The organism is Microbacterium sp. 71-23, from assembly GCF_001897265.1.
In the GTDB taxonomy this organism is placed as follows: Bacteria; Actinomycetota; Actinomycetes; order Actinomycetales; family Microbacteriaceae; genus Microbacterium; species Microbacterium ginsengisoli.
On record NZ_MKSL01000017.1, the window covers coordinates 295,590 to 306,816 of the forward strand.

10 protein-coding genes and 1 pseudogene (1 of these 11 running past the window's edge) are annotated in these 11,227 nt (G+C 70.6%); 5 read left to right on the forward strand and 6 right to left on the reverse strand.

Annotation, left to right across the window (positions count from 1 at the left end; translation table 11 throughout):
* Positions 1 to 46: 46 nt before the first annotated feature.
* On the reverse strand, positions 47 to 1,099 hold the full coding sequence (locus BGO15_RS08085) for an SDR family NAD(P)-dependent oxidoreductase (RefSeq protein ID WP_056208721.1): 1,053 nt from the start codon (positions 1,097 to 1,099) through the stop codon (positions 47 to 49).
* A 48-nt stretch (positions 1,100 to 1,147) separates the two neighbouring features.
* Here BGO15_RS08085 and BGO15_RS08090 point away from each other — a divergent pair, with 48 nt between their 5' ends.
* Positions 1,148 to 1,735, forward strand: a complete 588-nt coding sequence (locus BGO15_RS08090; RefSeq protein ID WP_082483175.1) for a TetR family transcriptional regulator — start codon at positions 1,148 to 1,150, stop codon at positions 1,733 to 1,735.
* Here the strand turns inward: BGO15_RS08090 and BGO15_RS08095 are convergent.
* On the reverse strand, positions 1,704 to 2,672 hold the full coding sequence (locus BGO15_RS08095) for a nucleoside hydrolase (RefSeq protein WP_056208726.1): 969 nt from the start codon (positions 2,670 to 2,672) through the stop codon (positions 1,704 to 1,706). The genes BGO15_RS08090 and BGO15_RS08095 overlap by 32 nt on opposite strands.
* A 40-nt stretch (positions 2,673 to 2,712) precedes the next feature.
* On the opposite strand from BGO15_RS08095, the gene BGO15_RS08100 reads away from it, so the two are divergent.
* Positions 2,713 to 3,594, forward strand: coding sequence for a ribokinase (locus BGO15_RS08100; RefSeq protein WP_056208731.1), 882 nt, complete (start codon positions 2,713 to 2,715; stop codon positions 3,592 to 3,594).
* Here BGO15_RS08100 and BGO15_RS08105 read toward each other — a convergent pair.
* From BGO15_RS08105 to BGO15_RS08120, 4 genes are read right to left on the reverse strand one after another with little or no spacing between them, the layout of a single operon-like run.
* Positions 3,564 to 4,451 carry a hypothetical protein gene (locus BGO15_RS08105; protein ID WP_056208734.1) on the reverse strand — a complete coding sequence of 296 codons (888 nt, stop codon included), beginning with the start codon at positions 4,449 to 4,451 and terminating at the stop codon, positions 3,564 to 3,566. The two genes, BGO15_RS08100 and BGO15_RS08105, sit on opposite strands and share 31 nt — an antisense overlap.
* A 14-nt stretch (positions 4,452 to 4,465) precedes the next feature.
* Positions 4,466 to 5,179, reverse strand: a complete 714-nt coding sequence (locus tag BGO15_RS08110) for an SOS response-associated peptidase (protein WP_056208736.1) — start codon at positions 5,177 to 5,179, stop codon at positions 4,466 to 4,468.
* Between the two features lie 29 nt (positions 5,180 to 5,208).
* On the reverse strand, positions 5,209 to 6,252 hold the full coding sequence (locus BGO15_RS08115) for an App1 family protein phosphatidate phosphatase (RefSeq protein ID WP_056208739.1): 1,044 nt from the start codon (positions 6,250 to 6,252) through the stop codon (positions 5,209 to 5,211).
* A gap of 4 nt (positions 6,253 to 6,256) precedes the next feature.
* The gene (locus BGO15_RS08120; protein ID WP_056208742.1) at positions 6,257 to 6,934 is read right to left on the reverse strand and encodes a DedA family protein; all 678 of its coding nucleotides are present in this window, start codon (positions 6,932 to 6,934) and stop codon (positions 6,257 to 6,259) included.
* A 41-nt stretch (positions 6,935 to 6,975) separates the two neighbouring features.
* Here BGO15_RS08120 and BGO15_RS08125 point away from each other — a divergent pair, with 41 nt between their 5' ends.
* The 3 genes and pseudogenes from BGO15_RS08125 to BGO15_RS14805 all read left to right on the forward strand — a co-directional run.
* Entirely contained in the window at positions 6,976 to 8,244 is a 1,269-nt protein-coding gene (locus BGO15_RS08125; protein WP_056518588.1) for an anthranilate synthase component I family protein, read from the forward strand.
* A 42-nt stretch (positions 8,245 to 8,286) separates the two neighbouring features.
* The gene (leuS, locus tag BGO15_RS08130) at positions 8,287 to 10,881 is read left to right on the forward strand and encodes a leucine--tRNA ligase (protein WP_416361454.1); all 2,595 of its coding nucleotides are present in this window, start codon (positions 8,287 to 8,289) and stop codon (positions 10,879 to 10,881) included.
* Between the two features lie 314 nt (positions 10,882 to 11,195).
* Positions 11,196 to 11,227 (forward strand): annotated as a pseudogene (locus BGO15_RS14805) (hypothetical protein) (its annotated part continues 34 nt past the right edge of the window); the annotation flags it as partial.

The following is an 11,227-nucleotide window of genomic DNA, read 5'->3' on the forward strand; positions in this document are numbered from 1 at the left end:
ACGCGAAGGGCTCACGACCATCGGGAGCCCTTCGTCGTTCCGTGGATCAGGCGGCCGACCAGCCGCCGTCGCTCGCGAGAACGACGCCGTTGACGTTCACACCGTCGTCGCTCAGCAGGAAGGTGATGGATGCCGCGAGCGCCTCGGCCTCCACGGCGCCCGGGATGAGCACCATCGCGGACTGCACACGTTCGGCGCCCAGAGGCGAGGCGAACGAGGCCTCGATGTTCGTGATCGTGGCGCCCGGTGCGACGGCGTTGACACGCAGGCCGCTCGGCCCGTACATGAACGCGCTCGACTTCGTGAGCCCCACCACTGCATGCTTCGAGGCGGTGTAGGCGGCGCCTGCGGCCGAGCCGCGGAGCGCGGCCTCGGAGGCGGTGTTCACGATCGCTCCGGATCCGCGCGCGACCATGCCGGGGATCACGGCACGCATCAGCTTCATCGTGCCCGTGACGTTGATCGCCATGACACGGTTCCACACCGCGTCGGTGAGCTCGCCCACGGGCGTCATGTCGTCCATGATGCCGGCGATGTTGGCGAGGCCATCGACCGTGTCGCCCGCGGCGGCCATGATCGCGTCGACGCCCGCATCGTCGGTGATGTCGGCGACGATGGTCGTGACTGCGACATCCGCATGTTCTCCGGCGAACTCCTCGAGACGCGGGGCGCTCACGTCGACGGCGATCACGTGGCCGCCCTCGCGCGCGATGCGCGAGGCGGTGGCGCGTCCGATGCCCGAGCCTGCACCGGTGACGATCACCGTCTTGCCGGCGAAGCGGCCCGCGTCGATCCGTTCGGTCCATGGTTCGACGGCGGGGACGGATGCCGCGGGCGGCGCGTCGGTGTCGATCGATGCGGGTGCGCCAGCGGGCACTTCTCCCGATGCTGCGCGCCGCACGAGGTCATCCAGCATCTCCTGCGTGAACATTCCGCGGCTGAGCGGGACCAGCCGTTTGATGGCGAGCCGACGGACGGGCTTGAACACGTCGGGAGTCTGCCCGTTCTGAGCGAGCATCTCGGTGAGGATCGCGTTGCCCGCCGGGTCGGCGAGCCAGTCGGCGATGGAGGAGTTTGCGGTGAGCGTCGAGCCGGACATGGGGTCCCCTTTCTACCGGACAACTGTGTCCGGTATTAGGTTATGCCCATGTCGTCCTCCGCGAAAGATGCTGCTCGTCCCAATCGGGGACGCGCGGCCGGCCCGGCGAATCGCGCGGCACTTCTGGCTGCCGCGCGCGAGGTCTTCGGGGAGCAGGGACTCTCCGCGCCGTTGTCGGCGGTGGCCCGCCGGGCAGGGGTCGGCCAAGGCAGCCTCTATCGGCACTTCCCGTCCCGTACGGCGCTCGCGGCTGCCGTGTTCGACGAGAACCTCGATGAGGTGGAGCAGTTCGTCGCGGCATCCGGCACCGGACTCACCGCCCTGTTCGACGTGGTCTGCGCTCAGGCCGTCGTCTCGACCGCGATGATCGACCTCGTCGAGGCGGACCGGCACGATCCCGACGTCGAGCGCCTCGGCGCGCGGTTCGCCGCGATCGTCGGACGCCTGGTGCGCACGGAGCGCGAGACGGGCGCACTCGCATCGCATGTCGACGTCGACGACGTGCTGCTGGCCGTCGGGATGATCGCGACGGTACTGGCCCGCTCCGACGAGGACGAACGCGCGGCACTCGCGACCCGCGGTCGGGCCATCTTCGCTCGGGCGTTCAGGCCCGCGGCGTCGTCAGACGCTCGATGAGCACCGGCGCCAGCGCACGGTCGGTGTCGAGCACGATGCGCGTCGTCACGCCCGGGTGGTCGATGTAGCCCGTACGCGGCGCCCGCAGGTCGGCGATCGTCTGACCGCGCCCGGGACCATCGCCGGCATCGACCACCAGAGGAACGGCGGGTGCCACGCTGGGCGTCACGAGACCGATGGCGATCGCCGCCGCGAGGGGGTCGTGCAGCGCGCAGCTGCGCGTGCCGTAGAGGCCGACGTAGAAGTCGAAGTACAGGTCGAGGATGTCGCCGATCGCCCGCGCGAGAGGCTGCCCCGAGGCCAACAGCGCCGCCCGATCGTCCTCATCGAGGCGGTGCTCGAGAGTCACGTCGAGCGGAACCAGGGTGAGCGGCCAGGATGCCTCGGCCACCTCGGCCGCGGCCTCGGCATCGTTGTAGATGTTCGCCTCCGCGACGGCGGTGATGTTTCCCGGAACGAGCGCCGCGCCCCCCATCGTGACGACGGAGGCGACGCGTTCGGGCAACGTCGGATCCGCACGCAGCGCCAGCGCGAGATTGGTGAGGGGACCCACCGTGACGACGACGAGCTCACCGGAGTGCGCATGAGACAGGTCGAGGAGGAGCTGCACGGCCGTGCGCGGGTCGGGCTCGATCGGGGACGTCGGCAGCACGACGTCTCCGACACCGTTGTGCCCGTGGATGTGAGGGACGCCGCCATCGTGCGCGTGGGAGAGATGGTCGTGGGCGCCCACGGCGACCGGCACGTCGTCGCGCGCCGCCAGAGCGAGCAGGTCGAGCGTGTTGCGGGCCGCCTGCGTCGAATCGACGTTGCCGCTGACCGTGCCGATGCCGACCAGCGCGATCTCCGGCGATGCCAGCAGCAACGCGAGCGCCACGCTGTCGTCGACGCCCGTATCGCAGTCGAAGTAGACCGGGCGGGGACGTGCAGACGACATGGTTCTCCGTTCGGACCACGCGCACGCGTAGCCTGGAGCGATGCTAGACGCCGCAGATGTCGCCCGGATCACACACCAGACGCGGTTGCTGGTGATCGGCAGCATCAACATCGACATCGTCGCCGATGTGGAACGTCTGCCTGCGGCGGGGGAGACGGTCGGAGGCGGACGCCTGCGTCGATCGCCGGGCGGAAAGGGAGCCAATCAGGCCGCGGCGGCCGCGCGCCTCGGAGCCGCCACCGTGATGATCGGTGCGGTGGGCGACGACGCCGACGGGCGCGAGATGCGCGAGGCGCTGCGACAGGCCGGGGTGGATGTGTCCGCCGTCGGCACGAGTGTCGAGCCGACCGGCACGGCGCTGATCGCCGTCGACGCTGCGGGTGAGAACCAGATCGTCGTGTGCGCCGGGGCGAACGAGACGCTGACCGTGACGGACGAGGCGGTGGTGGCGGCATCCGTGATTCTCACCCAGCTGGAAATCCCTCTCGCCGTGATCGACCGGCTCGCATCCGAGGCAACCGGCTACCTCGCGATCAACGCTGCTCCCGCGCGCGCACTGAGCGGAGCTGCGATCGCGCGTGCGGACCTGGTGATCGTCAACGACAGCGAGTACGCGGCACTGCCCGCTCTGGCCACCGCGCAGCGCGTCGTCGTGACGCACGGCGCCGGCGGTGCGTCATTGCTGGAGCGCGGAACCGAGATCGCGCGCGTGCCCGCCGAGCGCGTCACACCCGTCGACACCGTCGGCGCGGGAGACGCCTTCTGCGCCGCGGTGACGATCGCACTCGCGGGCGGACTCGACGCGCACGTGGCGCTGACGCTCGCGTGCGCTGTCGGCGCGGACGCCGTGCGCGTGCGCGGAGCTCGCCCCGAGTTCGCACGCCTGGAGTCCTACGCCGAGCGGGTGAGCGCCGCGCTGTAGTCCGCGTGCGCCGCCAGGAGCGCGCCGCGAATCTCGTCCGCCCGTGCGGTGAAGGCGCGCTGGGCGCTCACATACGCCGCCTTGCCCTCGGGAGTCTCGATGCGCACGGGCTCGTACCCCCAGTCGCCGAGGTCGTACGGCGAGGCGCGCATGTCGAGTTCGCGGATGTCGCGGGCGAGCTCGAACGCATCGAGCAGCACCTCACCGGGCACGAGCGGACCGAGCTTGATCGCCCACTTGTAGAGATCCATGTTGACGTGCAGGCATCCCGGCTGGTCGAAATCGCGCTGCAGCTCCCGTGTCGGCCGGTGAGCGTTGCGGGGCAGTGCCGCGGGTGTGAAGAAGCGCACCGCGTCGACGTGCGAGCACTGCAGAACGGAGGCCTCCACCACGGCGTCGGTGCCGGCGGACCCCAGCCGCAGCGGTACCTCATGACGCGTCTCGGGCGCTCGGTAGACCATCGCCCACTCGTGGAGGCCGAAGCAACCGTACATGCCGCGACGGGAATGCACGGCCGTGAGTAGATCACCGACTCGTGCGATCAGGTCACCGTGGGACTCGGCGAGAGCAGCGGCGTGCACAGCGCTGACCCCGTCGTCCGTGCGGTAGTGACGCCACTGCGCGCGAACGCCGTCGGGATCCGCGAGTGCGACGCCGATGCCGGGGTGCCAGCGGCGCAGCACCGCAGGCTTGTAGCCGTAGTAGGTGAAGAGGAAGTCCTCGACGGGATGCTTCTCGCCGCGCGCCTTGCGCGCGCGATGCGCGGACGTCAGAGCGTCGGCACGGGCGGCATGAGCCGACTCGAGCGCATGCCAGACGGGCGGAGCCAGTGGTGCGGCATCCGTCTGAAGGGTCACCGCACGAGGATACGTCAGGGACCGACCGGCAGGATGTTCGCGGGCGAGTCGTTGCGCACGTTGCCGACCTGCGACGCAACCGGCCAGTCGGCAAGCGACTCGGCCACGTCGGGCGCCGCATCGATGGCGGCGTCGAGCACGTCTCCGATGTTGTCGAGGTCGGTGTCGAGCCAGGCGTCGGCGAAGTCCGCATCGACGAACAGGGGCATCCGCTCGTGGATGGAGCCGAGCCGGCCGACCGCCGACCGGGTGAGGATCGTGAAGCTCAGCAGCCACAGCGCGGGATCGTCGTCGGCCTTCGACGGGTCCTTCCACCACTCGTAGAGTCCCGCGAAGAACAGAGGGGCGTCATCGGCGGGATGGATGTAGTGGGGCACCTTGCCATCGGGCGTCTGCTGCCACTCGAAGTACCCCGTCGCCGGCACGATGGCCCGACGCTTCACCAGCGCCGCTCGGAACATCGGCTTGTCCTCGACCTCTTCGCTGCGAGCGTTGAAGGCGCGCGTGCCGATGGACGGGTCCTTGGCCCACGCGGGAACGAGACCCCACCGCGCGGCTTCGACGCGGCGGGTCGGGGGATCGGTCTTCGCCGAGTCGAGCACGATCGCCGCCCTCATCGTCGGTGCGACGTTGTACGAGGGCTGGGGCAGATCGTCCGCGATCGTGTCGGCCCGCAGCACGCCGACGAGCTCGGATCCGACGTTCGCGACCACGAATCTTCCGCACATGGCCCTGAGCCTAGGCCCGGGGTACGACGTCAGCGTCCCGACACGAGTCCGACGCCGGCGAGCTTCTTCATGAGCGCTGCGCCGTCGTCTCCGGTGACCCACGGCACGGATGCCGCGGAGTGGTCGTCAACCGCCGTCCGACCGCCCGCGAGCACGGCTTCCGCCGGTGTGAGGCGTCGGATGGCGACACCGGCGACGTTGTCGGGATGTACGATCGTGAACGCCGTGTAGAGCGCGTCATCGTGCTGTCCGTCGTCGCCGACGAGCAGCCAGCGCACGTGTGGGAACTCGCGGGCGAGCCGTTCGAGGTTCTCCTGCTTGTGGAGTCGACCGCTGCGGAACAGACGGTCGTGGGTGGGTCCCCAGTCGGTGAGCAGCATGGCGCCTGCGGGGAACAGATGACGCCGCAGGAACCGGCGAAGAGTGGGGGCGACATTCCACGCGCCCGTCGAGAGGTAGATGACCGGAGCGCCGGGGTGCTGGGTCGCAAGTCGTTCGAGCAGCACCGCCATGCCCGGCACGGGTTGGCGGGCGTGCTCGTTCACGACGAACGAGTTCCATGCGGCGAGCAGCGGGCGGGGGAGCGCGGTGACCATCACCGTGTCGTCGACGTCCGAGACCACGCCGAAGGTGACCTCCGCTCCGACGATGAAGGTGCGCATCGTGATCGGCTCGCCGCCTTCGACCGAGACGGAGAACTCCTGCCACCCGGGTTCGAGCCGGGCCGGAACCACGACGTCGACCACGCCGCCTGCGTCGGCGGTCACCTCATGCGCCGCCCCGTCGATGAGCACCTCGACCCGGGCATGGGCGATGGGCACCGCAGCGAAGCTGCGCCACCCGCGCACGCCGGTGTACGACGCCCGCGACGCACGAGATGCCGGCGGCACGATCATGACGCGGCCGAGCACACGTACCCAGTCCGCGCCCCCGTAGCCCGGGAACGCGGCGACGACAGGCGTCAGGCCGCGGCGGCGGGCGCGGCGCTCACGCCAGGCGTGGAATCGACGCTCCAGTCGGGCGAGCCAGAGCACCTTCGCGGGCCGGGGGGAATCGGTCGAGCGGGAGGGCACCCGTTCAGTCTGTCACGTCGGATGCCGCGCCCGTGGGCTCCCCGTCCGTCGCGAGGTGCTTGCGCTCGGCCCGTTCGATGACCTTCTTGACGACATACACGAGCACGACGTACACGACGATGATGCCGACGAACACGTAGCCAGCGAAATGGATCTCGCCCGAGAGATCGCGGTACGTGCCCGACGCGAGGGCGGAGACTGTCACGTAGAGCGCCGCCCAGATGACGCACGCCGGCGTCGTCCATGCCAGGAAGCGCCGATACGAATACCCCGACATGCCGACGGTGAGCGGCACGAGCGAGTGCAGCACCGGCAAGAACCGCGACAGGAAGATGGCGATGCCGCCGCGGCGCTGCAGATAGTTCTCCGCCCGCAGCCAGTTGTGCTCGCCGATGCGACGGCCGAGGCGCGACATCCGGATCTTCGGCCCCAGGAACTTGCCGAGCGCATACCCGATCGACTCGCCGATGAGCGCCCCCACGACGGCGGCGGTCGCGATCGCGACGCCCTGCAGCGGGGTGGTGACGGCGGTCGCGGCGACGATCACGACGGTGTCGCCGGGAACGATGAGGCCGATGAGGATGCTGGTCTCGCACATCATCGCGAAGCCCACGATGAGCACGCGCACGAGCGGATCCACCGACTGCACGGCGTCGAGCAGCCACGTCAGAACCTGATCCACGATGCGAGCGTAGGGGCGGATGCCGCATCTAACCTGAGTGGATGGGCGTCGTGTCGCAACCGGATGCCGCGGCTCCGACGGCCGCGCGCCTGTTCGCTGCGCTGCGACACGAGCCGCACCTGTTCTGGATCGACGCCGGCACCGGACCGGACGGCGTCGACTGGGTCGGGATCGGCTCGCCGGTCTCGCCGGAGGAACCCCGACAGGTCGTGGTCGGCGGGCGCTCCGCCGGCGAGGCGTCCCCCGACTGGGTCGGCTGGTGGGGGTACGACGACGCCGCACGGCGAGCGGGGGCCGACGTGCCCGCCGGCGGCCTGCCCGACGGGTGGCTGCGCGTCGAGACGGTCGCGCGCATCGACCGCCGCACCGGCTCCGTAGCGCTCACGGGACCGGCCGCCGATCGCCTGCGGGTGCCCCTCGCGAACGCCCACCCTCCCGTCGCCCCGCCGCTCGGGCCGGCACACTCGCGCGACAGCCCCGACCTCTACGCCACGCTCGTCGAACGATGCCGGGAGCACATCCGCCGTGGCGACGCGTATCAGCTCTGCCTGACGACCTCGATGAGCGTCGATGCCGCCGTCGACCCGGTCGACGCGTACCTGCGCCTGCGCCGGCTCACGGGCGCGCGACGCGGGCTGTTCGTGCGCGTCGGAGGCGTGGCCCTCGCCGGCGGCAGCCCCGAGACGTTCCTGGAGATCGGGGGAGGAGTCGTGCGCACCAGTCCCATCAAGGGCACGCGCCGCCGCGCCGACGATGACGTGGAGGATGCCGCTCTCGTCGCCGAGCTGCGCGAGAGCCCGAAGGAGCGGGCCGAGAACGTGATGATCGTCGACCTCATGCGCAACGACCTCGCCCGCATCTGCGACCCCGCGACCGTCACCGTCGAGAGCCTGCTGCACCTCGAGTCCACACCCACCGTGCACCAGCTCGTCTCGACCGTCGCGGGGCGACTCCACCCCGGGACCACGCTCGATGAAGTGCTGCGGGCCACGCTGCCGGCAGGCTCGATGAGCGGGGCGCCGAAGCTCGCGGCGATCGAGATCCTCGGGCGGCTGGAGGTCGAGCCGCGGGGCGCCTACGCCGGGTGCGCAGGGTGGGTGGCGGCATCCGGCACGGCGACCCTCGGCATGACCATCCGAAGCCTCCTCATCGAGCGCGACCGGGTGACGGTCGGCGCCGGCGGGGGCATCACCTGGGGGTCGATCGCCGCGGACGAGGTCGCCGAGGTCGCGCTCAAGGCGCGGGCGCCGCTCGCCGCGATCGGCGCGACGCTGCCACCGGACTGGGCCGAGCGCGGTCCGGTAGCCTGAAGGTTGCGCTTCGGCGCGCCCCGCAGCATCCATCGGATAGGTATCTCTGTGTCGACGAACGCCCCCACCACCTCAGCCGCACCGTCTCCGTCGGACGACGTGCACGCCATCCAGGCGAAGTGGCAGGAACGGTGGGCGACCGCGGACCCGTTCCGCGCCGGCGACGCCGCCGATACCCGCCCCCGCAAGTACGTGCTCGCGATGTTCCCGTACCCGTCGGGCGATCTGCACATGGGTCACGCCGAAAACTACCTCTACAGCGACATCGTCGCCCGCTACTGGCGGCACCGCGGGTACAACGTGCTGCACCCGATCGGCTGGGACTCCTTCGGACTGCCGGCCGAGAACGCCGCCATCAAGCGCGGCGCGAACCCCGTGACGTGGACGTACGACAACATCGCGCAGCAGCGCACGAGCCTCAAGGCCTACGGCGTCTCGTTCGACTGGTCGCGTGTGCTGCACACGAGCGACCCCGACTACTACCAGTGGAACCAGTGGCTGTTCCAGCGCCTCTACGAGAAGGGCCTCGCCTACCGCAAGGATGCGCTGGTCAACTGGGACCCGGTCGATCAGACGGTGCTCGCCAACGAGCAGGTGCTGGCGGACGGCACGAGCGAGCGCAGCGGCGCGCTGGTCGAGAAGAAGAAGCTCACGCAGTGGTTCTTCCGCATCACCGACTACGCCGACCGGCTGCTCGACGACCTGAACCAGCTCGAGGGATTCTGGCCGCAGAAGGTCATCCAGATGCAGCGCAACTGGATCGGACGCTCGGTCGGCGCCGACATCGACTTCGAGATCGAGGGCCGCGCCGAGAAGGTGACGGTCTTCTCGACCCGCCCCGACACGCTGCACGGCGCGACCTTCATGGTGATCGCCCCCGACTCCGACCTCGCGGCGGAGCTGGCGGCCGGCTCGTCCGCCGAGGTGCGGCTGCGCTTCCAGGACTACCTGGCGAGCGTCCGCATGACGAGCGAGGTCGACCGTCAGAACACCGATCGGCCGAAGACCGGCGTGTTCCTCGACCGCTTTGCGATCAACCCGATCAACGGCGAGCGTCTGCCGATCTGGGCGGCCGACTACGTGCTGGCCGACTATGGCCACGGCGCGGTCATGGCCGTTCCCGCGCACGACCAGCGCGACCTCGACTTCGCGCGCGCGTTCGACCTCCCCGTGCGCATCGTGGTCGACACGACGGCTCCCGTCACCGGGGCGATCCCGGTGATCGAGACGGATGCCGCGGGTACCCCGCTCGACCTCGGCGCCGACGAGGCATCCCTAGCCGACCTCGACCCCGCCACCACGGGCATCGCGCTCACGGGCGAGGGCCGCATGGTCAACTCGGGACCCCTCGACGGACTCAGCAAGCGCAACGCCATCACGCGCGCGATCGAGCTGCTCGAGGCGGCCGGCACCGGCCGCGCGTCCCGCACGTATCGCCTGCGCGACTGGCTGATCTCCCGTCAGCGCTACTGGGGCACGCCCATCCCGATGCTGCACACCGACGACGGTCGCATCGTGCCGGTGCCCGGCGACCAGCTGCCGGTGACGCTGCCCGCCTCCGAAGGCCTCGACCTGAAGCCGAAGGGCTCGTCGCCCCTCGGCGCCGCAACGTCGTGGGTCGAGAGCGTCGACCCCGAGACGGGGGAGCGGGCGCTGCGCGACCCCGACACGATGGACACGTTCGTCGACAGCTCGTGGTACTTCCTGCGCTTCCTCTCGCCCGGCGACGCCACGCAGGCGTTCGACCCGGCCGCGGCGCGTGCCTGGGCGCCGGTCGACTTCTACATCGGCGGAGTCGAGCACGCCATCCTGCACCTGCTCTACGCGCGCTTCGTCACGAAGGCGCTCTATGACATGGGTCTCGTCGACTTCACCGAGCCGTTCTCGAGCCTGATCAACCAGGGCATGGTCATCCTCGACGGGTCGAAGATGTCCAAGAGCAAGGGCAACCTCGTGCTCTTCCAGGACGAGCTCGACGCGCACGGCGCCGACGCGCTGCGCGTGGCCCTCGCCTTCGCCGGCCCGGTGGAGGACGACAAGGACTGGAAGGACGTCTCGACGGTCGGGGCGGCGAAGTTCCTCGCGCGGGCGCTGCGCATCGCCGGTGAGGTCACGAGCGACCCCGAGGTGGTCTGGGCCGAAGGGGATGCCGCGCTCCGCCGCGTCACCCACAAGCTGTGGTCCGATGTGCCGACCCTCGTCGAGCAGACCAAGTTCAACGTCGTGGTCGCGCGCCTCATGGAGCTCGTCAACGCCATCCGCAAGACGATCGACGGGGGAGCCGGAGCGGGCGACGCCGCCGTGCGCGAGGCGATCGAGGCGGTGGCGCTCGTGCTCGACCTGTTCGCCCCGCACACTGCGGAGGAGATATGGGAGCAGCTCGGCTACGAGCCCTTCGTGGGGCTCGCAGGATGGCGCCAGGCCGACCCGACGCTGCTCATCGAGGACGCCGTGACGGCTGTCGTGCAGATCGACGGCAAGGTGCGGGCCACCCTCGAGGTGCCGGCGCGCATCGGCGCGGAGGAGCTCGAGAAGCTCGCCCGCGCCGACGAGCGGGTCGTGCGCGCCCTCGGCGACAAGCAGATCGTGCGCGCGATCGTGCGCGCCCCGAAGGTCGTCAGCCTCAGCACGCGCTGAGCCCTCCACAGCGACGCCGGGGCACCGGTCGTCCACCCGGCACCGCGGTGGCGCCCGGGCCGCGAGACCGGCGCGCCTAGCGTCGGGGTGTGCGCGGCTCCGATGACCTCCCCACTGTGCGCCCGGGTGTGCGGGTGGGCGTCGGGGCGGCCGTGGTCGTCGTGCTCCTCGCCCTCGGGGTGACCGTCGTCATCGGCATGGTGCGATCCGGCGGGTCGACAGACGTGATGGATGCCGCGGCATCCACCTCGCCCTCTGCCGCGCCGTTCGGACAGGTCTACGTGCATGTCGCGGGGGCTGTGGCGACGCCCGGAATGTACCGGCTCGAGAGCGGCGCGCGCCTCGC

Bases quoted from the DNA above. Each gene is read 5' to 3' on its own strand.
- BGO15_RS08085 (WP_056208721.1), bottom strand. From the start codon at position 1,099: ATGTCCGGCTCGACGCTCACCGCAAACTCCTCCATCGCCGACTGGCTC.
- BGO15_RS08090 (WP_082483175.1), top strand. From the start codon at position 1,148: ATGTCGTCCTCCGCGAAAGATGCTGCTCGTCCCAATCGGGGACGCGCG.
- BGO15_RS08095 (WP_056208726.1), bottom strand. From the start codon at position 2,672: ATGTCGTCTGCACGTCCCCGCCCGGTCTACTTCGACTGCGATACGGGC.
- BGO15_RS08100 (WP_056208731.1), top strand. From the start codon at position 2,713: ATGCTAGACGCCGCAGATGTCGCCCGGATCACACACCAGACGCGGTTG.
- BGO15_RS08110 (WP_056208736.1), bottom strand. From the start codon at position 5,179: ATGTGCGGAAGATTCGTGGTCGCGAACGTCGGATCCGAGCTCGTCGGC.
- BGO15_RS08125 (WP_056518588.1), top strand. From the start codon at position 6,976: ATGGGCGTCGTGTCGCAACCGGATGCCGCGGCTCCGACGGCCGCGCGC.